Source organism: Streptomyces sp. NBC_00554 (assembly GCF_041431135.1).
Taxonomy (GTDB): domain Bacteria; phylum Actinomycetota; class Actinomycetes; order Streptomycetales; family Streptomycetaceae; genus Streptomyces.
Genome location: NZ_CP107799.1, coordinates 6,460,877 through 6,481,645, shown reverse-complemented (window position 1 = coordinate 6,481,645; position 20,769 = coordinate 6,460,877). Strand labels below are relative to the sequence as shown.

The 20,769-nt window shown below is 69.7% G+C and carries 15 protein-coding genes; 10 read left to right on the top strand and 5 right to left on the bottom strand.

From position 1 onward, the window contains the following. Positions 1–42: 42 nt before the first annotated feature. The 3 genes from OG266_RS28575 to OG266_RS28565 all read left to right on the top strand — a co-directional run bounded on the left by OG266_RS28575 (position 43) and on the right by OG266_RS28565 (position 2,255). Positions 43–984 (top strand): sugar phosphate isomerase/epimerase, encoded by a 942-nt coding sequence (locus tag OG266_RS28575; RefSeq protein WP_266461919.1) that lies wholly within the window; start codon positions 43–45, stop codon positions 982–984. Positions 985–1,328: 344 nt separating this feature from the next. Continuing rightward, positions 1,329–1,529, top strand: coding sequence for an AlpA family transcriptional regulator (locus OG266_RS28570; protein ID WP_266461912.1), 201 nt, complete (start codon positions 1,329–1,331; stop codon positions 1,527–1,529). A gap of 135 nt (positions 1,530–1,664) precedes the next feature. Further along, positions 1,665–2,255, top strand: a complete 591-nt coding sequence (locus OG266_RS28565; protein WP_266461909.1) for a GNAT family N-acetyltransferase — start codon at positions 1,665–1,667, stop codon at positions 2,253–2,255. Here the strand turns inward: OG266_RS28565 and OG266_RS28560 are convergent. Beyond that, positions 2,236–3,279, bottom strand: a complete 1,044-nt coding sequence (locus tag OG266_RS28560; RefSeq protein WP_371549032.1) for a zinc-dependent alcohol dehydrogenase family protein — start codon at positions 3,277–3,279, stop codon at positions 2,236–2,238. The genes OG266_RS28565 and OG266_RS28560 overlap by 20 nt on opposite strands. An 88-nt stretch (positions 3,280–3,367) precedes the next feature. Further along, the gene (locus OG266_RS28555) at positions 3,368–5,656 is read right to left on the bottom strand and encodes an MMPL family transporter (RefSeq protein ID WP_371549031.1); all 2,289 of its coding nucleotides are present in this window, start codon (positions 5,654–5,656) and stop codon (positions 3,368–3,370) included. Between the two features lie 198 nt (positions 5,657–5,854). On the opposite strand from OG266_RS28555, the gene OG266_RS28550 reads away from it, so the two are divergent. Continuing rightward, complete coding sequence (locus tag OG266_RS28550; protein ID WP_371549029.1) at positions 5,855–6,592, top strand: TetR family transcriptional regulator; 738 nt, start codon at positions 5,855–5,857, stop codon at positions 6,590–6,592. Here OG266_RS28550 and OG266_RS28545 read toward each other — a convergent pair. Continuing rightward, positions 6,552–7,784, bottom strand: a complete 1,233-nt coding sequence (locus tag OG266_RS28545) for a cation:proton antiporter (RefSeq protein WP_371549027.1) — start codon at positions 7,782–7,784, stop codon at positions 6,552–6,554. The two genes, OG266_RS28550 and OG266_RS28545, sit on opposite strands and share 41 nt — an antisense overlap. 208 nt (positions 7,785–7,992) lie before the next feature. Here OG266_RS28545 and OG266_RS28540 point away from each other — a divergent pair, with 208 nt between their 5' ends. The 3 genes from OG266_RS28540 (at position 7,993) to OG266_RS28530 (ending at position 11,644) form a co-directional block, all read left to right on the top strand. Beyond that, complete coding sequence (locus OG266_RS28540; protein ID WP_371549026.1) at positions 7,993–8,943, top strand: PrsW family intramembrane metalloprotease; 951 nt, start codon at positions 7,993–7,995, stop codon at positions 8,941–8,943. Between the two features lie 95 nt (positions 8,944–9,038). Continuing rightward, positions 9,039–9,278, top strand: a complete 240-nt coding sequence (locus OG266_RS28535; protein ID WP_266461894.1) for a heavy-metal-associated domain-containing protein — start codon at positions 9,039–9,041, stop codon at positions 9,276–9,278. Between the two features lie 101 nt (positions 9,279–9,379). Then, on the top strand, positions 9,380–11,644 hold the full coding sequence (locus OG266_RS28530; RefSeq protein WP_371549025.1) for a heavy metal translocating P-type ATPase: 2,265 nt from the start codon (positions 9,380–9,382) through the stop codon (positions 11,642–11,644). 542 nt (positions 11,645–12,186) lie between these two features. Here OG266_RS28530 and OG266_RS28525 read toward each other — a convergent pair. Both OG266_RS28525 and OG266_RS28520 read right to left on the bottom strand, forming a co-directional pair. Next, complete coding sequence (locus OG266_RS28525) at positions 12,187–13,476, bottom strand: citrate synthase (RefSeq protein ID WP_266461889.1); 1,290 nt, start codon at positions 13,474–13,476, stop codon at positions 12,187–12,189. A 262-nt stretch (positions 13,477–13,738) separates the two neighbouring features. Beyond that, positions 13,739–15,967, bottom strand: coding sequence for an ATP-dependent RecD-like DNA helicase (locus OG266_RS28520; protein WP_371549022.1), 2,229 nt, complete (start codon positions 15,965–15,967; stop codon positions 13,739–13,741). Between the two features lie 169 nt (positions 15,968–16,136). On the opposite strand from OG266_RS28520, the gene OG266_RS28515 reads away from it, so the two are divergent. The 3 genes from OG266_RS28515 to OG266_RS28505 all read left to right on the top strand — a co-directional run bounded on the left by OG266_RS28515 (position 16,137) and on the right by OG266_RS28505 (position 20,675). Continuing rightward, positions 16,137–17,153, top strand: a complete 1,017-nt coding sequence (locus OG266_RS28515) for a LacI family DNA-binding transcriptional regulator (protein WP_266461883.1) — start codon at positions 16,137–16,139, stop codon at positions 17,151–17,153. Positions 17,154–17,215: 62 nt separating this feature from the next. After that, on the top strand, positions 17,216–18,739 hold the full coding sequence (locus tag OG266_RS28510) for a sugar ABC transporter ATP-binding protein (protein WP_329547496.1): 1,524 nt from the start codon (positions 17,216–17,218) through the stop codon (positions 18,737–18,739). Further along, on the top strand, positions 18,729–20,675 hold the full coding sequence (locus tag OG266_RS28505; RefSeq protein WP_371549019.1) for a substrate-binding domain-containing protein: 1,947 nt from the start codon (positions 18,729–18,731) through the stop codon (positions 20,673–20,675). Before OG266_RS28510 ends, OG266_RS28505 begins: the two co-directional genes overlap by 11 nt. Positions 20,676–20,769 lie beyond the last annotated feature (94 nt).

Here is a 20,769-nt window from a genome sequence, read left to right as displayed (position 1 = left end):
CAGGCCTTGACACCCCTTCCGTGCCGCCGGAAGCTGACGCTCATGACGTCGTTGTCACCGCGGCCGTCGCCGCAGTCCTCACCTCCATCCTCACTGTCCCGTATCCGGGTCGGTTCGGCTCCCGACTCCTGGGGCGTCTGGTTCCCCGACGACCCGCAGCAGGTCCCCTGGCAGCGGTTCCTCGACGAGGTGTCCGGGTCCGGGTACGAGTGGATCGAGCTGGGCCCGTACGGCTATCTCCCCACCGATCCGGCCGTCCTCAAGGAGGAGACCGCGCGGCGCGGGCTCACGGTCTCGGCCGGCACGGTCTTCACCGGACTGCACCGTGGTCCCGACGTGTGGGAGTCCACCTGGGCGCACGTCTCGGACATCGCGGCTCTCACGCAGGCGATGGGCGCCGAGCACCTGGTCGTCATCCCCGCGTTCTGGCGGGACGACAAGACGGGCGAGGTGCTGGAGGACAGCACGCTGACGCCGACGCAGTGGCGCAATCTGACCGCTCAGACCGAGCGGCTCGCGCACGAGGTGCGGGAGCGGTACGGGCTGACGATCGTCGTCCACCCGCACGCGGACACACACATCGACAGCGAGGAGAACGTCACGCGTTTCCTCGACGCGACGGATTCCTCGCTGGTGTCCCTGTGTCTGGACACCGGGCACTACGCGTACTGCGGCGGCGACAGCGTCAAGCTCATCGAGACGTACGGGGAGCGCATCGGGTACCTGCACCTCAAGCAGGTGGATCCGGCGATCCTGGCCGACGTGCGGGCGAACGAGGTGCCGTTCGGGCCGGCCGTGGCCCGCGGTGTGATGTGCGAACCGCCGTCCGGCATACCGGCACTCGAGCCCGTCCTCGCCGCCGCGCAGAAGCTCGACATCGACCTCTTCGCGATCGTCGAGCAGGACATGTACCCGTGTCCACCCGACAAGCCGCTGCCGATCGCGCAGCGGACGCGGGCGTTCCTGAGGTCCTGCGGGGCGTAGTGAGGTGCTGCGGGGCGTAGTACGGGGTGATCGTGGCGTGGGCCCACCGGGCGCTCGGGGCTCGGCGGGCCTCCCCGGTCTCCCCCGCCTCCCCGGCCTCCCCCGCTTCCCTGGTCTCCTGGTGGCCGCCTGCCAATTGCGGCACTCGTGTCACAAATACCCCCTTCCTGTCACACATGTCGCGTGTACGCGGGTCTTAGGTCACACCCAGTCCACAGGCACTTCCCGGCGCTCACTCTGTGTCGTTCACGGGGCACAGGCTTTGTTGATCGCCAGCGCAGTGCCCGGCTCCCCCGACGGCCGCCCCCGGCCGCCGCCGCGGTACGCGCAGGGAGGTGGCACTCATGACCGACCGCAGGCTTTGGTCGTACAAGGAGATCGCGGCGCACATCAAGGTGCAGCCGGACACCGTGCGGTCGTACCGCAAGCACGGTCTGCTGCCCCCGCCCGACCATGTGGAGAGCGGCAAGCCCTACTGGTACGCGGACACCGTCCGGGCCTGGGTCGCCTCCCGGCCGGGCAACCGGGGCCGTAGAGAGGACTGACCCGCTCTCGTTCCTCCCCCTGTGCCCCGCCGTTCGCGTGCGGGGCACAGCCGTTATTCGGTTGCACAGCCGTTATCGGGTTGCACAGCCCCTATTCGGTTGCCCGTCCGTCGGCCCGCCGCCGAGGATCCTCAGATGAGCCACTCCTTCTCCGACAAGCCCGTCCTCACCGGTGAGAAGACCGTGCTGCGGCCGTTCACCAGGGCGGACGCGGACGGGATTTGGGAGATCCTGGACGATCCCGATGTCATCCGGTTCACCTTCGAGCCCTCCACCGAGCTGACCTTGGAACGGCTGCGTTCCTGGTACGGCTCCCGGGCCACGCAGCCAGACCGGCTCGACCTCGCCGTCACCGACCGCGCGACCGGTGAACTCCTCGGCGAGGTCGTCCTCCACGAGTGGGATCCCACGGGCCGCAACTGCACGTTCCGTACGCTCATCGGCCCCCGCGGACGCGGCCGGGGGATCGGCACCGAGGCGACCCGGCTCATCGTCGGCCACGGCTTCGAGCAACTCGGCCTGCACCGCATCGCCTTGGAGCTATACAGCCACAACCACCGGGCCCGCCGTGTCTACGAGAAGGTCGGCTTCGTCGAGGAGGGTGTCCGGCGGCAGACCCAGCTGCGTGACGGCGAGTGGGCCGACGAGACGCTCATGGCGATCCTCGCCCACGAGTGGGCCGACCACCGCGGTCACCCGGATCTGGTCAGCTCCACGGCTCGATGACCGTCACCCCCGCTCCCGGCGCCGTCCCCATCGCCGCCAGCGCGGCCGGTGCGGCGTCCAGCGGGATGGTGGAGGTGACCAGGAGGTCGGGGCGGAGTACGCCGGCCCGGACCAACTCCAGCATTCCCGGGTAGGCGTGTGCCGCCATTCCGTGGCTGCCGAGGAGTTCGAGTTCGAGGCCGATCACTCGGGCCATGGGGACCGGGGTGGAGCCCGTCGGTGAGGGCAGGAGTCCGACCTGGATGTGGCGGCCCCGACGGCGCAGGCTGTTCACCGAGGCCGCGCAGGTGACGGGGGAACCGAGGGCGTCCAGGGACAGGTGGGCGCCACCGCCGGTCAACGCGCGCACCGCCTCCGCCGTGTCTTCGACCCCCGACGCGTCCACAGCCTCCGTCGCCCCGAACTTCCGTGCCAGGTCCAGCGCCCGGGGCGATACGTCGACGGCGACGACCCGAGCCCCGGCGGCCGCCGCGATCATCACGGCGGACAGGCCGACGCCCCCGCAACCGTGTACGGCGACCCACTCCCCCGCGGCCACCCGGCCCTGCGCGACCACCGCCCGGTAGGCCGTGGCGAACCGGCAGCCCAGCGAGGCCGCGGTCGCGTAGGACAGTCCGTCCGGCATCGCGACCAAGTTCACGTCCGCGTGGTCCAGCGCCACGTACTGGGCGAAGGAACCCCAGTGTGTGAACCCCGGCTGGGTCTGGCGCTCGCACACCTGCTGGTCGCCCGCCGCGCACGAGGGACAGCTTCCGCAGGCGCACACGAACGGCACGGTGACCCGGTCGCCGGGGTGCCAACCGGTCACCTGGGCGCCCACCGCCTCGACGACCCCGGCGAGTTCGTGTCCGGGGACGTGGGGCAGCGTGATGTCCGGGTCGTGACCGATCCAGCCGTGCCAGTCGCTCCGGCAGAGGCCGGTGGCCTCGACCCGCACCACGACCCCGTGCTCCGCGGGCGCCGGGTCCGCCACCTCACGTACCTCGGCCGGCTCCCCGTACCGCTCGAACACCACTGCCCGCATCAGCTTCGCCCTTCGCGTTTCGCGTTCGCCCGTCCCGTCTTCGCCCGGCGCGTTCCGCCGCCGGGAGATCACGGTTCCGGAGCGAACGCTAGCCGCGCGCCGCGACCTTGTCCCGGTCCCGGTCGTCCTCCGCCGGGGCCTCGGCCTTCTGCGGTTCGCCCTCGCTGAGCCCGAACCGGTCATGGAACCGCCGCAGCGGCCCCGGCGCCCACCAGGTCGCCCGCCCCGTCAGCCTCATCACCGCCGGGACCAGCAGGCTGCGGACGATCATCGCGTCCATCAGTACGGCGAGCGCGATGCCCAGGCCGAGCATCTTGGTGTTGGTCACGCGTGAGGTGCCGATCGCGACCATCACCACCGCGAGGATGACCGCGGCCGCCGTGATCAGTCCGCCGGTGCGCTGGAGGCCGAAGCGGACGGCTTCCCGGTGGTCGCCCGTCTGGTCGTACTCCTCCTTTATCCGGGACAGCAGGAAGACCCCGTAGTCCATGGACAGTCCGAAGGCGACGCAGAACATCAGGACGGGGAGGGTCGTCTCGATCGACCCCGAGCTGGTGAACCCGAGCAGGCCGGAGAGATGGCCGTCCTGGAAGACCCAGACCACCGCCCCGAACATCGCCGTCAGGCTGAGGGCGTTGAGCAGCACCGCCTGGATCGGGATCAGCACGCTGCCGGTCAGCAGGAAGACCAGGAACAGGGTGACGATCGCGATGAACGCGGCGGCCCAGGGCAGCTGCTCGGCTATCGCGTGTTTCGAGTCGACCAGGACGGCCGCCGTGCCGGTCACCGCGGTGTCGAACGGGGCGTTCGTCGCGCGGAGTTCACCCACCAGGCGCTGGGCTCCCTCGTCGACGGCCTCGCCCTTCGGCAGCACCGTGAAGTAGGCGGAGTCGCCGTTCACCAGTGGCCCGTCCACCCGCAGCACCTCGGGCAGGGCGGCGATCCGCTCCTTGTACTGGGCGTACTGCGTCTCGGTCGCGCGCCCTTCCGCGAGCACCTCCAGACCGCCGCCGGGGCTGCCCGGGAAGCCCTCGCGGATGTGCTGCTGCACGACGTGGGACTCGGCGCCCGAGGGCAGCTGGCGGTCGTCCGCCGTGCCGAACTTCACGCCGAGGAAGGGCAGTCCGAGGACCACGAGCCCGACGGAGGTCGCCACCGCGAAGACCGGCGCCCTGCGCATGACGAGGTTGGCCATCCGCCCCCACGCGGCCCCGCCCGCCGCGTCGGACGACGCCCGGGGCTTTCCGCGCCGGAACAGCCGCCGCATATCCAGGGAGTTCACCCGATGTCCGAGGAGCACCAGCGCCGCCGGGAGCAGGATCAGCGCGGCGGCCGCGGCGAGCAGCACCACGGCGATGCCCGCGTATGCGAAGGACCGCAGGAAGTACTGCGGGAAGAGCAGCATCGCGGCCAGCGACACCGCGACAGTGAGGGACGAGAAGAGCACCGTGCGCCCGGCGGTGCGCAGGGTCGTGCCGACCGCGGTCAACGGCTCGGCTCCGGTGGCGAGTTCCTCGCGGAACCTGCGCACGATGAACAGGGCGTAGTCGATGGCGAGGCCGAGTCCCAGTGCCGTGGTGAGGTTGATCGCGAAGACCGAGACGTCGGTGAACTCCGTGAGGCCGCGCAGCACCGCGTTCGTGCCCAGGATCGCGAAGATGCCGACCAGGAGCGGGAGGAGGGCGGCCACCGCGCTGCCGAAGACCATCACAAGGAGCACGAGGGTCACCGGCAGGGCGATCAGCTCGGCCCTGGTCAGGTCCTCGCGGATGGTCGTCTGTATCTCGTGCCGCACGGCGACGGGGCCGCCGACCTCGACCTCGATGGGGCCGTGCGTCCCGCGGAAGGAGGGGGCGATGCGGTCCAGGGTCTCGCCCGCGGCCTTCTCCTCACCCGTGATGCGCGCCGCGACGAGCGCCTCGTGCCCGTCCTTCGCCCTGAGCGCCGGCGAACCCGACTGCCAGTACGAACCGACGCCCGTGACGCCCTTCTCGCCGGCGAGAAGCTCCACCAGCCGCTTCGCCTCGGCGGCGACCGCGGGATCGTCGACCGACGCGGACCCCGAGTCGATGAGCAGCAGCAGATTGGGCTGCGAGGCCGGGAACTCCCGCTCCAGCGCCTTCGTCGCATAGGTGGACTGGGCGCCCGGGTCCTCCCAGCCGCCGCTGCCCAGCCGGTCGGCGACCCCGCTGCCCGCGACCACGGCGAGCGCGGTGAGCACGAGCGCGACGAGCAGCGACAGCCGTGGCCGCGCGGTCACGAACCGGGTCCAGCCACCCACCCCCGGACCGCCGCCCGATCCACCGCCCGACCCGTCGTCCGGTCCTCCGTCCGGCCCCACCCTCGCGCCGCCACCTGCGCTGTTGACTTCGGACATGATGCGGTGTCCCCTTCACCGTGACCCCTGCGTCCCGCACATCCGCGTACGTCTGCGCACGTCCGCGTACATCCGTGCAGGCAGCATGGGTCGCCCATTGCCATAGAATGGCAAACACGAGCCATCGCTCGCATTTCCCAAGAATGCGAGCGACCACTCGTGTTTGTCAATCGCGTCCCGAGAAGCTGGGGATAACCCGTGCCCGAGAAGCAGCGGACAGAGGAGCAGGCGCAGGCCCCGCGGAACGCCGGGGCCCCGCAGACCGCCGCCCCCGCCGACCCAATCGGCCCCACCGGCCCCACCGGCCCCACCGAGGAGAAGCCGCGCCGTCGACAGGCCCGCGGCGAGCGCCGTATCGCGCAGCTCCTGGAAGCGGCGGCGTCGGTGTTCTGCCGGAGCGGCTACACGGCCGCGAGCACGAACGCCATCGCCCGCGAGGCCGGCGTCTCACCCGGCACGCTGTACCAGTTCTTCCCCAACAAGGAGGCCATCGCGGTCGGCCTCAGCGACCAGTTGCTCCACGACTGGCGCGCGATGCACGGCCAGGCCCTCGCCCCGGAGAACATCGGGCTCCCGCTGGACGCGATGCTCGACGCGGCCCTCGACCCGATGATCGCCTTCAACGTCGAGAACCCCGCCTTCGCCGTCCTGATGCACGGGACCGACACCCCGGGCCGGATCGCGGAGGACATCAGCTCCCTGCACGACACCGTCTTCACCCGGGTCGAGGAGATCGTCGCGGGCTATCTGCCGGACGCCCCCGCCGACGAGCTCTCGCGCATGGCGAACATGGTGCTCGCCCTCTTCAAGGCCGGACTCACCCTGATCCTGTCCCACGAGGGCGCCGAACGGGACGCGTACATCGCCGAGTTGAAGGCGGTCATGTACCGCTACCTCAAGCCGCTCGTCGAGGACGACTGCCCGGCGGCCCGCTGACTCTCACCACGACTCCGCCCCCTTCGCTCCCCACCCTCTCCCGCCGCAACTTCAGCCCCACCAGCGGAAACACCAGTACGGACACCATCGCGGCCCCCACCAGCGCCGCCGCCTCCTCGCTCTTCAGTACGCCGTCGTCCACGCCGATGGTCGTGATGGCCACCACCAGGGGCAGGGCCGTCGAGGCGAAGAGGGTGAGTGCGCTCCGGTCGCGCCCGAGAAGATCGCGCGGGGCCAGGGCGTACACCGGAAGGCCGCGCACCAGGAGGAACAGCAGCAGGAAGACGGGCAGCAGGAGAAGCGCCCGGCCGCCGGAGAGGAGGGCGTCGAGGTCGAACTCGATTCCCGTGACGACGAAGAAGATCGGCACCAGGAATCCGAATCCCATCGCCTCGATCTTCGCCAGGACCTCGCCCGCGCTCTCCGGCGCCGCCCCCTGCAGCACAAGGCGGGTGATCATCCCGGCGGCGAAGGCGCCGAGCAGGGTGTCGAGGCCGAGGGCGTCGGAGGCGCCGAGCATCAGGGCCAGCAGGAGCACGACGAGACGGACGGCGAACTGCCCGCTGCTGTGCAGGGTCTTGGCGATCACGTTCGAGAACCAGGGGCGCCGGGGACGCATCGCCCAGAGCACCGCCCCTGCGGTCAGCAGCGCGAACGCGGCGAGCAGCACCGTCGACTTCCCCGGCGAGCGCCCGCTCAGCAGCAGGGCCATCGCGATGATCGGCCCGAACTCCCCCACCGCACCCATCGCCATCATCACCGAGCCGAATCGGGAGCGCAGGTCACCGGCGTCGCGCAGGACGGGCAGCACCGTGCCGAGCGCGGTGCTGGTGAGGGCCGTACCGATGTAGACACCCTTGGACGCACCGGTGAGCAGCATGCCCAGCGCCAGGCCGACCGCCAGCGAGATCAGCCAGGCCCCGACCGAGCGCTTCAGGGTGTCCCCGCGGACCTTGTCGAACTCGATCTCGTACCCGGCGAGGAAGATCAGCATCGCCAGACCGAGGTTGGAGAGCGTGTCGATGACCTCGCCCGCGCCGGCCCAGCCCAGTACGTCGGGGCCGACCAGGACGCCGAGCACGATCTCGAAGATGACGAGAGGGACCGGCAGCCAGCGGCCGATTCCGTAGGACAGCAGCGGGGCGAGCACCGCGATGGACATGATCAGGATGAGCGTCCCGGACTGCGACATAGGGGGTATTTACCATAGGGTTCGGACAAATCGACCCGCCCGGGCAGCGCCTGCCCGAGCGGGCGGTCTCCGTCCGAGCGGACACAACAGCGGACAGCGTCCGTCCGGACGGACGAACGCCCCCCGCCCAGCGGACGGACGCCCTCCGCCCAAGCGGACCGACGTCCAAGCGGACGGACACCCCCAGCCCAAGCCCGAGGGATGAGCCGTGACCCACAATCAGCCGCCCGGTGCACCGCAAGCCCGCATTCCCGGACCCCAGCAGCCCCCGTCCCCGTATCTCCCGATCCGTGCCGGACTCTGGAAGCGCTGCCTGTGGGGCGGGCTCGCGCTCTGGGTGCTGACCGCGCTCGTCACGTACGCGACGAAGAACACCACGCTGCTGCCGACCCTGATCCTGCTCGGCAGCTTCCTGGTGCCCGTCACCTTCGTGCTCTGGGCGTACGAGCGGCACGGCCGCGACCTGGGCGTGCATCTGATCCTCGGCTGCTTCCTGACCGGCGGCACCCTGGGCGTCCTTGGCGCCTCGGTCATGGAGTACTACCTGCTGCACCCGTCCCTGTGGATGTACATCGGCGTCGGGCTCATCGAGGAGGCGGTGAAGCTCGCCGCGCTGATGTTCATGCTGCGCAGGCACCCCCGGATCCACGGGTTGCGGGCCGGCCTCGTGCTCGGCGCGACCGTCGGTTTCGGCTTCGCGGCGCTGGAGAGCGCGGGGTACGCCTTCAACGCCGCCGTCTCGCTCAAGGGCGTCGATCTGCGCGCGCTCCTGGAGACCGAGATCCTGCGCGGGGTGCTCGCCCCCTTCGGGCACGGCCTGTGGACCGCGATCGCGGGTGCCGTGCTGCTCGCACACCGCCACCCGAACGGGCGCTTCCAGTTCAACGGACCCGTGCTCGGCACCTACCTCGGCGTCGCGGTGCTGCACGCCCTGTGGGACTCGACGCACGGCATCGCGCTCTGGCTGGTGGCGCGGCTGACCAGTACGGGGCTCGACAAGGCGCTGTTCGCGCAGGGCTACATGCCCCGGCCCACCGGCGAGCAGAAGCATCTCTTCACGCTGTTCTCGGTCGGCGCCATGGTCCTCGTCTCGCTCGCCGGGGTCGGCTGGGTGCGCTCGCTGGCGCGCCGGGACCCCACTTGGAGAAGTACCCCCTAGGGGTATAGCCTGCGTAGCAGGAGGCAACCCTGGAGTCGCAGGATCCCTCCTGTGTACGTACGCACGCCCGACACGCCTCGATGAGGAGTAACGCCATGACCGCGCAGACCGACACCCCCGGTTCCGTCACGACCGTCTACCAGGTGAGCGGGATGAGCTGCGGGCACTGTGAAGGCTCCGTCTCCGGTGAGCTCTCCGGGATCGACGGGGTCAGCTCGGTGAAGGCCGTGGCCGCCACCGGCGAGGTCACCGTCGTCTCCGCCGCCGCCCTGGACGAGGACGCCGTGCGCGCGGCGGTCGACGAGGCGGGCTTCGAGCTCGTCGGCAAGGCCTGAACAGACCTCTCCGTATCGCTGATACCTAGCTCTCCACACCGGGCCGTACCGACCAGCTGATACTGGATCCGTACGGCCTGGTTCGTTCCTTGGAGCCGGACATGACCACCGCAGCACCCGAGACACCAGCACCCGAGACACCCATAGCCGAGAACGCCCCCGCGTCGGAGGTCGAGCTCGCCATCGGCGGAATGACCTGCGCCTCCTGCGCGGCCCGCGTCGAGAAGAAGCTCAACCGCATGGACGGCGTCACCGCCACCGTCAACTACGCGACGGAGAAGGCGAAGGTCTCGTATCCGCAGGGGGTGCGGGTCGCCGATCTCATCGCCACCGTGGTGAAGACCGGGTACACGGCCGAGGAGCCCGCGCCACCCCTGCCCGAGGCGGACGCCTCGGAGGAGCGCGACCCCGAACTGGCCTCGCTGCGCGAGCGTCTCGTCGTCTCCGCCCTCCTCGCCGTCCCCGTCGCCCTGCTTTCGATGATCCCGGCTCTGCAGTTCGACAACTGGCAGTGGCTGGCGCTCACCCTCGCCGCGCCCGTCGTCGTCTGGGGCGGACTCCCGTTCCACAGGGCCGCGTTCACGAACGCGCGGCACGGCGCGGCCACCATGGACACGCTCATCTCGATCGGCACGCTGGCCGCGTTCGGCTGGTCCCTGTGGGCGCTGTTCTTCGGGGACGCGGGGATGGAGGGCATGCGGGAGGAGGGTTTCCGGTTCACCGTCTCGCGTGCGGAGGGGACTTCGGCGATCTACCTCGAAGTCGCCGCGGGTGTCGTCGCGTTCATCCTGCTCGGCCGCTATCTGGAGGCCCGCTCCAAGCGCCAGGCGGGGGCGGCGCTGCGGGCGCTGATGGAACTGGGCACGAAGGACGTGTCCGTGCTGCGGGACGGCCGTGAAGTACGTGTCCCGGTGGCCCTGTTGGCCGTCGGGGACCGCTTCGTCGTGCGGCCCGGCGAGAAGATCGCCACCGACGGCACCGTCGTCGAGGGCGCCTCGGCCGTCGACGCCTCGATGCTGACCGGCGAGTCGGTGCCGGTGGACGTGTCGGCCGGCGACGCGGTGACCGGCGCGACCGTGAACGCCGGGGGCCGGCTGGTCGTCGAGGCGAGCCGGGTCGGCGCGGACACCCAACTCGCGCGGATGGCACGGCTCGTCGAGGACGCACAGAACGGCAAGGCGGAGGTGCAGCGGCTCGCTGACCGGATCTCCGGGATCTTCGTGCCGGTGGTGCTGCTGATCGCGCTCGGCACGTTCGGGGTCTGGCTGGCGGTCACGGGTGACACGGTCGCCGCCTTCACCGCGTCCGTCGCGGTGCTGATCATCGCCTGCCCGTGCGCACTGGGCCTTGCCACGCCGACCGCCCTGATGGTCGGCACGGGGCGCGGCGCCCAGCTCGGCATCCTCATCAAGGGGCCCGAGGTCCTGGAGTCCACGCGCCGCGTCGACACCGTCGTCCTGGACAAGACCGGGACGGTGACGACGGGACGCATGAAACTTCAAGAGGTGTACGTCGCCGAGGACATCGCCGAGAACGAGGTTCTGCGGCTCGCCGGCGCCCTGGAGCACGCCTCCGAGCATCCAGTTGCCCAGGCGATCGCCGCGGGCGCTCAGGAGCGTGTTGGCGCGTTTTCGTCGCCGGAGCACTTCGAGAACGTTCCGGGGCGCGGTGTGCGCGGGCGTGTGGACGGTCACGAGGTGACGGTGGGCCGGTTCGAGGACGTGCCCTCCGCCGAGTTGGCCGGCGCCAAGGCCGCGGCCGAGGCGGAAGGGCGTACCGCCGTCGTGGTCACCCGGGACGGTGTGGCGATCGGTGTGCTGACCGTCGCCGACGCGGTGAAGGAGACCAGCGCCGAGGCCGTCCGCGAACTGCGCGCCCTCGGGCTCAGGCCGGTCCTGCTCACCGGTGACAATCTGGCGGTCGCCCAGTCCGTGGCGCGTGCCGTCGGCATCGATGCCGGGGATGTGATCGCCGAGGTGCTACCCGAGGACAAGGTCGGTGTCGTCAAGCGGCTGCAGGGCGAGGGGCGGAGCGTCGCGATGGTGGGCGACGGGGTCAACGACGCGGCGGCGCTCGCGACCGCGGACCTGGGTCTGGCGATGGGTACGGGTACGGACGCGGCGATCGAGGCGAGCGACCTGACACTGGTGCGCGGGGATCTGCGGGCGGCCGCGGACGCGATCCGGCTGTCGCGCAGGACCCTCGCCATCATCAAGGGGAACCTCGTCTGGGCCTTCGGATACAACGTGGCGGCGCTGCCGCTGGCGGCGGCCGGGCTGCTCAACCCCATGATCGCGGGAGCGGCGATGGCCTTCTCGTCGGTGTTCGTGGTGACGAACAGCCTCCGGCTCAAGGCATTCTCATGATGTTCGGGTGAGAGCCCCCCTAGAGTCCGGGGAGAGCCTCACATAAGCTCTTCACAAGGCTCGCGCATCTTCCTTACGCTTGGGCCCCGATTCGCATTTGGGTCTCTTGCCTATCTTCAGGACATAAGCAAGAGACGCAGGTCACAGTGATGTGAACGTAACCATCGAAGGGGTTCGTGAGTCTAAGTTGGCGATGTCAGAAGCGTCTTGGGGGGCGTGACTGGCATCTGGGGATGTCTTGGGGGACGTTCCTGGAACTGCGTTGCCGGGACACGTACGCCGGGGAGCTTTGAGCGGCCCTCCCGTCGGTACGCGTCCCGGCCAACCGCACCGTAGTAACCGCAGTTTTGCTCGTTTTGCTCGCAAGTCCACAGCGGTTCAGGCGCTGTCCACAGACGCCCGGCCGGATCCCGTGGGGGGAATCCGCACCGGGACAAGGAAAGCGCCCTGACTGCCGGCCCGTGGGGGGACCGGTAGCAGGGCGCTTTCCGTTTTTTACGTGTATGCCGCTACGCGCGCGGCTGTTCAGCGAGTTCCGGTGCTCAGCGGCTCTCGACGGGAACGAAGTCGCGCAGGACCTCGCCCGTGTAGATCTGGCGCGGGCGGCCGATGCGGGAGCCGGGCTCCTTGATCATCTCGTGCCACTGGGCGATCCAGCCCGGGAGGCGGCCGAGGGCGAAGAGGACCGTGAACATCTCGGTCGGGAAGCCCATGGCGCGGTAGATCAGGCCGGTGTAGAAGTCCACGTTGGGGTAGAGGTTGCGCGAGACGAAGTAATCGTCGGAGAGCGCGTGCTCTTCCAGCTTGAGGGCGATGTCCAGCAGCTCGTCGGACTTGCCGAGGGCCGAGAGGACATCGTGCGCGGCGGCCTTGATGATCTTCGCGCGGGGGTCGAAGGACTTGTACACCCGGTGGCCGAAGCCCATCAGGCGGACGCCGTCCTCCTTGTTCTTCACCTTGCGGATGAAGGAGTCGACGTCGCCGCCGTTGGCCTGGATGCCTTCCAGCATCTCCAGGACGGACTGGTTGGCGCCGCCGTGCAGCGGGCCCCACAGGGCGGAGATGCCGGCGGAGATCGAGGCGAACATGTTCGCCTGCGAGGAGCCGACCAGGCGGACCGTGGAGGTCGAACAGTTCTGCTCGTGGTCCGCGTGCAGGATGAGCAGCTTCTCGAGCGCGGAGACGACGACCGGGTTGAGCTCGTACTCCTGCGCCGGGACCGAGAACGTCATGCGGAGGAAGTTCTCGACGTACCCGAGGTCGTTGCGCGGGTAGACGAAGGGGTGGCCGATCGACTTCTTGTAGGCGTACGCCGCGATCGTCGGAAGCTTGGCGAGAAGGCGGATCGTCGAGAGGTGACGCTGCTTCTCGTCGAACGGGTTGTGGCTGTCCTGGTAGAACGTCGACAGGGCGCTGACCACCGACGACAGCATCGCCATCGGGTGGGCGTCGCGCGGGAAGCCCTGGAAGAAGCGCTTGACGTCCTCGTGCAGCAGGGTGTGCTGCGTGATCTCGTTCTTGAAGGTGGCGAGTTCGTCCACATTCGGCAGTTCGCCGTTGATCAGCAGCGAGGCCACCTCAAGGAAGGTGGACTGCTCGGCCAGCTGCTCGATCGGATAGCCGCGGTACCGGAGGATGCCCTCCTCACCGTCGAGGTAGGTGATCGCGGATTTATATGCGGCGGTGTTCCCGTATCCGCTGTCCAGCGTCACCAGACCAGTCTGTGCGCGCAGCTTCCCGATGTCGAAGCCCTTGTCGCCGACGGTGCTGTCGATCACCGGGTAGGTGTACTCGCCATCGCCGTAACGCACTACTACAGAGTTGTCGCTCACGTCATCCCTCACCGACGTTGTCCCTCTTCTTCGAGGTGCCCTGACTGTCTCTACCATCCCCCATTTGGCCCTGGAGAGTGCACTCGGGGTCGACCATTGGGCCTATTGGCGGCACTGAGTGCCGCCAACCTACTCATCCTGCCCCCCTTCGCCCTGGTTCCGGAAGTGCTCTGTGACCTTTGCGACTCGTTTGATCGATCATTTTTTCCAAGGGGGCGTTCGGGGGGCTCTCCGGAGGCTTCCAGGGGAGATCGAGGGGTCGTCAGAGGTGTGCCCCGGACAGGCGGAAGTCCAGGGCCGTGCACCGCCGTCCGGCGGAGACCGTGCGGACCGCCTGGCCTATCGCCTTGCGGGAGCCGACCAGGACGACCAGCTTCTTCGCGCGGGTGACGGCCGTGTAGAGGAGGTTGCGCTGGAGCATCATCCACGCGCCCGTGGTGACCGGGATCACCACCGCCGGGTACTCGCTGCCCTGGGAACGGTGGATCGTCACCGCGTACGCATGGGCCAGCTCGTCGAGTTCGTCGAAGTCGTACGGCACCTCCTCGTCCTCGTCGGTCAGCACGGTCAGGCGCTGCTCCTCCGCGTCCAGCGAGGTGACGACGCCCACGGTGCCGTTGAAGACACCGTTCTTGCCCTTCTCGTAGTTGTTGCGAATCTGGGTGACCTTGTCGCCGACGCGGAAGACGCGGCCTCCGAAGCGCTTTTCGGGGAGGTCCGGGCGGGCGGGTGTGATGGCCTGCTGGAGGAGGCCGTTGAGGGCGCCCGCGCCCGCCGGGCCCCGGTGCATCGGCGCGAGGACCTGGACATCGCGGCGCGGGTCGAGCCCGAACTTGGCCGGAATCCGCCGTGCCGCCACGTCCACCGTGAGCCGTCCCGCCTCCTCGGTGTCGTCCTCGACGAAGAGGAAGAAGTCCTTCATGTTCTCCGTGTGCGGGTGCTGCCCCGAGTTGATCCGGTGCGCGTTCGTCACCACCCCGGACTTCTGGGCCTGCCGGAAGACCTGGGTGAGGCGGACCGCCGGGACCGGGCCGCCGTCGGCGAGCAGATCGCGCAGCACCTCGCCGGCGCCGACGCTGGGGAGCTGGTCGACATCTCCCACGAAGAGCAGATGCGCGCCCGGGGGCACCGCCTTCACCAGCTTGTTGGCAAGGAGCAGGTCGAGCATCGAGGCCTCGTCCACGACCACCAGGTCGGCGTCCAGCGGCCGGTCCTTGTCGTACGCCGCGTCGCCGCCCGGCTTCAGCTCCAGGAGCCGGTGCACGGTGGAGGCCTCGGCCCCGGTCAGCTCGGCGAGCCGCTTGGCTGCGCGTCCCGTCGGCGCCGCCAGGACGACCTTCGCCCGCTTGGCGCGCGCCAGTTCCACGATCGAGCGGACCGTGAAGGACTTGCCGCAGCCGGGGCCGCCGGTGAGCACGGCGACCTTCTTGGTGAGCGCGAGCCGGACCGCCTCCTCCTGCTCGGGCGCCAACTCCGTGCCCGTACGCCCCTTCAGCCAGGCAAGTGCCTTGTCCCAGGCCACGTCATGGAAGCCGGGCATCCGGTCCTGGTCGGTGCGCAGGAGGCGCAACAGCTGGGCGGACAGGGAGAGTTCGGCGCGGTGGAAGGGGACCAGGTAGATGGCCGTCACCGGGTCGCCGCCGTCCGGGCCCGGCACCTTCTCCCGTACGACACCGGGGTCCTCGCCGTCCTCGGCCGGTGCCGCCAGCTCCGCGAGGCACTCGATGACAAGGCCCGTGTCCACCTGGAGGAGCTTCACGGCGTCCGCGATCAGGCGCTCCTCGGGGAGATAGCAGTGGCCCTGGTCGGTGGACTGCGAAAGTGCGTACTGGAGACCGGCCTTGACGCGCTCCGGGCTGTCGTGCGGGATGCCGACGGACTGGGCGATCTTGTCGGCGGTGAGGAAGCCGATGCCCCAGACGTCGGACGCGAGCCGGTAGGGCTGGTTCTTGACCACCGAGATCGACGCGTCGCCGTACTTCTTGTAGATGCGGACCGCGATCGACGTGGACACCTCGACGGTCTGGAGGAAGAGCATGACCTCCTTGATCGCCTTCTGCTCCTCCCAGGCGTCGGCGATCTTCTTGGTGCGCTTGGGGCCGAGCCCCGGCACCTCGATGAGCCGCTTCGGGTCCTCCTCGATGATCTGCAGGGTGTCCAGGCCGAAATGCTGGGTGATCCGGTCGGCGAAGACCGGGCCGATGCCCTTGACCAGGCCCGAGCCGAGATAGCGGCGGATGCCCTGGACGGTGGCCGGCAGCAGCGTCGTGTAGTTCTCCACCGTGAACTGCTTGCCGAACTGCGGATGGGAGCCCCAGCGGCCCTCCATGCGCAGGGACTCCCCCACCTGCGCACCGAGCAGCGAGCCGACGACGGTGAGCAGGTCGCCGCCGCCGCGGCCGGTGTCGACCCGCGCGACCGTGTACCCGTTCTCCTCGTTGGCGTACGTGATCCGCTCGAGTACGCCCTCCAGGACAGCCAGCTGAGACATGATCCGACGCTACCGTCCGGCTCTGACAGCCCGGGACGCGTGTAAACAACTCCCCTCGCCGCTCCGCTCCGACCTCCTTCATCACGATCCGGTCTCGGGGTCTTGTCAACTCGCGTGTAATCGATTCCAATCCTCCATGTAATCGATTCCACGAGGAGGTGGATCGGCGATGGCGAGCATCAAGGACGTTGCTGCCGAGGCCGGCGTGTCCGTCGCCACGGTCTCGCGGGTCCTGAACGACCATCCGTCGGTCAGTACCGACGCACGCAGCCGCGTGCTGGCCGCCGTGAAGACTCTGGGCTACCGCCCGAACGCCGTCGCCCGCTCCCTGCGCACCGACCAGACCCGCACCCTCGGCCTGGTCATCAGCGACGTGATGAACCCGTACTTCACCGAGCTGGCCCGCTCCGTCGAGGAGGAGGCCCGCGCCCTCGGCTACAGCGTGATCATCGGAAACGCCGACGAGCGGCCCGACCTTCAGGACCACCACGTACGGACCCTGCTGGACCGGCGCATCGACGGTCTGCTCGTCTCCCCCACCGACGGCGGCTCCCCCGGAATGCTGGACGCCGCGCGCGCGGGGACCCCGATGGTCTTCGTGGACCGCTGGATCCCGGGTCTGGACGTGCCTGTCGTACGGGCCGACGGACGCGCGGCGATACGCGATCTCGTCGCCCATCTGCACGGGCTCGGCCACCGCAGGCTCGCCATCATCGCGGGCCCGGCGGCGACCACCACCGGCAGCGAGCGGGTCGAGGCCTTCAGGGAGGCCATGGCCGAGTACGGGCTGCCCCTGCCCGACGCCTACATAGGGCAGGGCGATTTCCAGGCCGAGAGCGGACGCCGGGCCACCGAGCGGTTCCTCTCACTTCCCGAGCCGCCCGAAGTCGTCTTCGCCGCCGACAACCTGATGGCGCTCGGCGCGCTGGACGCCATCCGCGCGCGCGGGATGCGGGTTCCCGAGGACATCGCGCTGGCCGCGTTCGACGACATCCCGTGGTTCGTGCACACCGATCCGCCGATCACCGCGATCGCCCAGCCGACGGGCGAGCTGGGCCGGGCCGCCGTACGCGCCCTGGTCGACCGCATCGAGGGGCGGCCCCCGCAGTCCGTCACCCTCCCCGCCCGTCTCGTCGTACGCGCCTCGTGCGGCGAGGCCACTGCCACAGAGAGGAGCAACCCGTGAGCCGCCCTGACGAGTTGCCCGGTACGGATACAGGCGAATCGCCTCGTGCCGATTCAGGCAAGGTGCCTACTACCCATTCAGGTGAACTGCTGCGTATCGAGGGCATACGCAAGACCTTCCCCGGCGTCGTCGCGCTCGACAGCGTGGACTTCGATCTGCGCCGGGGCGAGGTGCACGTGCTGCTCGGCGAGAACGGCGCGGGCAAGAGCACCCTCATCAAGATGCTCTCCGGCGCCTACCACCCCGACGCCGGGCGCGTCCTCGTGGACGGCGAGGAGGTCCGTATCCAGGGGGCGCAGGACTCCGAGCGCCTCGGGATCGCCACCATCTACCAGGAGTTCAACCTCGTCCCGGATCTGACGGTCGCCGAGAACATCTTCCTGGGGCGGCAGCCGCGCCGCTTCGGGATGATCGACCGGAAGGCGATGGAGACGGCCGCCGCCACCCTCCTTGAGCGGGTCGGGGTGAACGTGTCCCCCCGCGCGCGGGTGCGTGAACTCGGTATCGCACGTCTCCAGATGGTCGAGATCGCGAAGGCCCTCAGCCTCAACGCCCGCGTGCTGATCATGGACGAGCCGACCGCGGTGCTCACCTCCGAAGAGGTCGAAAAACTCTTCGGCATCGTGCGCCAGCTGCGCGAGGACGGTGTCGGCATCGTCTTCATCACGCACCACCTGGAGGAGATCGCCGCCCTGGGAGACCGCGTCACGGTCATCCGGGACGGCAGGAGCGTCGGCCAGGTGCCCGCGTCCACGCCCGAGGACGAACTCGTACGCCTGATGGTGGGCCGTTCCATCGAGCAGCAGTATCCGCGTGAACGCGCGGACGCCGGGGCCGCGTTGCTGACCGTCCGGGGCCTCACCAGGGACGGTGCGTTCCACGACGTGTCCTTCGAGGTGCGGGCCGGTGAGGTCGTCGGTGTCGCGGGGCTCGTGGGGGCCGGACGTACGGAGGTCGTCCGGGCCGTCTTCGGGGCCGATCCGTACGACAAGGGGTCGGTCGAGGTCGCTGGGGCCCGGCTGCCGCGCCACGACGTCCCCGCGGCGATGAGCGCGGGCATCGGGCTCGTTCCCGAGGACCGCAAGGGCCAGGGGCTCGTCCTCGACGCCTCCGTGGAGGAGAACCTCGGGCTCGTGACCATGCGGGCGGCCACCCACGGCGGTCTTGTCGACCTCAAGGGGCAGCGGGTCGCCGCCGCCAAGGTCGCCGAGCAGCTGGGCGTGCGGATGGCGGGACTCGGCCAGCATGTGCGCACCCTGTCCGGCGGCAACCAGCAGAAGGTCGTCATCGGCAAGTGGCTGCTCGCCGACACCAAGGTGCTGATCCTCGACGAGCCGACCCGCGGTATCGACGTGGGCGCCAAGGTCGAGATCTACCAGCTCGTCAACGAACTGACCGCCGCCGGCGCCGCCGTCCTGATGATCTCCAGCGATCTGCCCGAGGTGCTCGGCATGAGCGACCGGGTGCTGGTGATGGCGCAGGGCCGGATCGCGGGCGAACTCTCCGCCGACGAGGCGACGCAGGACTCGGTGATGGCCCTCGCCGTCAGCACGAACACAGAGAAGGAGGCCCCCCGTGGCCACTGACACGCTCAAGAGCACATCGGGCGCGAGTGGCGCCTCGGCGGTCCGCCGGCTCCTGCTCGACAACGGCGCGCTCACCGCGCTCATCGTCCTCGTCGTCGCGATGTCGGCGCTGTCCGGCGACTTCCTGACGACGGACAACCTGCTCAACATCGGCGTCCAGGCGGCCGTGACCGCCATCCTCGCCTTCGGCGTCACCTTCGTGATCGTCTCGGCGGGCATCGACCTGTCGGTCGGTTCCGTCGCCGCGCTGTCCGCCACCGTCCTTGCGTGGACGGCGACTTCGGAGGGCGTGCCGGTCTGGATCGCGGTGATCCTCGCGATCGCCACCGGCATAGCGTGCGGCCTGGTCAACGGCGTGCTGATCTCGTACGGGAAACTGCCGCCGTTCATCGCGACGCTCGCCATGCTCTCCGTGGGCCGGGGGCTCAGCCTGGTCATCTCGCAGGGCAGCCCGATCGCCTTCCCCGACTCGGTGTCCCACCTCGGTGACACGCTCGGCGGCTGGCTGCCGGTGCCGGTCCTGGTGATGGTCGTGATGGGGCTCATCACCGCCGTGATCCTGGGTCGTACGTACATCGGCCGCTCCATGTACGCGATCGGCGGCAACGAGGAGGCGGCGCGCCTCTCCGGCCTCCGGGTGAAGAAGCAGAAGCTCGCGATCTACGCGCTGTCCGGTCTCTTCGCGGCCGCCGCGGGCATCGTGCTCGCCTCCCGGCTCTCCTCCGCCCAGCCGCAGGCCGCGCAGGGTTACGAGCTCGACGCGATCGCCGCGGTCGTCATCGGCGGCGCCTCCCTCGCGGGCGGTACCGGCAAGGCGTCCGGCACGCTGATCGGCGCGCTGATCCTTGCGGTGCTGCGCAACGGGCTCAACCTCCTTTCCGTGTCGGCCTTCTGGCAGCAGGTCGTCATCGGTGTCGTGATCGCCCTCGCGGTGCTCCTCGACACGGTGCGGCGCAAGGCGGGGGCGACCCCGGTGGGCGCGGGTGCCTCGGGCGGCGGCAGGGGCAAGCAGGCGGCGACGTACGTCATCGCGGCCGTGGTCGCCGCCGCTGTCGTGGGCGCCATGTCCTTCCTGCACACCGGCTCGTCCTCGACGACGCCGAAGGTGGGCCTGTCGCTGTCGACGCTGAACAACCCCTTCTTCGTACAGATCAAGGCGGGTGCGCAGGAGGAGGCGAAGAAGCTCGGTGTGGACCTGACGGTGACGGACGCCCAGAACGACGCGTCCCAGCAGGCCAACCAGTTGCAGAACTTCACCAGCGAGGGCCTCGGGGCGATCATCGTCAACCCGGTGGACTCGGACGCGGCGGGCCCCTCGGTGCGCTCCGCGAACAAGGCCGACATCCCCGTCGTCGGCGTCGACCGGGGCGTGAACAACGCCGACACGGCCGCGCTCGTCGCCTCCGACAACATCGCCGGCGGCAAGCTCGCCGCGAAGACCATGGCCGAGAAGCTGGGCGGCAAGGGCACGATCGCCATCCTCCAGGGCCAGGCGGGCACGTCCGCCAGCCGTGAGCGCGGGGCCGGTTTCACCGAGGGTCTGAAGGACTACCCCGGCATCAAGGTCGTCGCCAAGCAGCCCGCGGACTTCGACCGCACCAAGGGCCTCGACGTCATGACCAACATGCTCCAGGCCCACCCCGACATCCAGGGCGTCTTCGCCGAGAACGACGAGATGGCGCTCGGCGCGGTCAAGGCGCTCGGCTCCAAGGCCGGCAAGTCGGTCTCGGTCATCGGCTTCGACGGCACCCCCGACGGACTGAAGGCCGTCAAGGACGGCACGATGTACGCCTCCGTGGCCCAGCAGCCGACGGAACTCGGGCGGATCGCGGTGGAGAACGCGCTGAAGGCCGTCGAGGGGAAGACGGTCGAGAAGACGGTGATGGTGCCGGTGAAGGTGGTCACGGCTCAGAACGTGGCCGAGTTCAGCGGATGACACCGGTGAGCGTGGACAGCATCAGCGGGTGACCCGTGAGCGGCCGGACAGACAGCACGTCTGTCCGGCCGCTCAACTGACTTTCCTTGGGAGA

Bases quoted from the DNA above. Each gene is read 5' to 3' on its own strand.
- OG266_RS28575 (WP_266461919.1), top strand. From the start codon at position 43: ATGACGTCGTTGTCACCGCGGCCGTCGCCGCAGTCCTCACCTCCATCC.
- OG266_RS28570 (WP_266461912.1), top strand. From the start codon at position 1,329: ATGACCGACCGCAGGCTTTGGTCGTACAAGGAGATCGCGGCGCACATC.
- OG266_RS28565 (WP_266461909.1), top strand. From the start codon at position 1,665: ATGAGCCACTCCTTCTCCGACAAGCCCGTCCTCACCGGTGAGAAGACC.
- OG266_RS28560 (WP_371549032.1), bottom strand. From the start codon at position 3,279: ATGCGGGCAGTGGTGTTCGAGCGGTACGGGGAGCCGGCCGAGGTACGT.
- OG266_RS28555 (WP_371549031.1), bottom strand. From the start codon at position 5,656: ATGTCCGAAGTCAACAGCGCAGGTGGCGGCGCGAGGGTGGGGCCGGAC.
- OG266_RS28545 (WP_371549027.1), bottom strand. From the start codon at position 7,784: ATGTCGCAGTCCGGGACGCTCATCCTGATCATGTCCATCGCGGTGCTC.
- OG266_RS28535 (WP_266461894.1), top strand. From the start codon at position 9,039: ATGACCGCGCAGACCGACACCCCCGGTTCCGTCACGACCGTCTACCAG.
- OG266_RS28530 (WP_371549025.1), top strand. From the start codon at position 9,380: ATGACCACCGCAGCACCCGAGACACCAGCACCCGAGACACCCATAGCC.
- OG266_RS28520 (WP_371549022.1), bottom strand. From the start codon at position 15,967: ATGTCTCAGCTGGCTGTCCTGGAGGGCGTACTCGAGCGGATCACGTAC.
- OG266_RS28515 (WP_266461883.1), top strand. From the start codon at position 16,137: ATGGCGAGCATCAAGGACGTTGCTGCCGAGGCCGGCGTGTCCGTCGCC.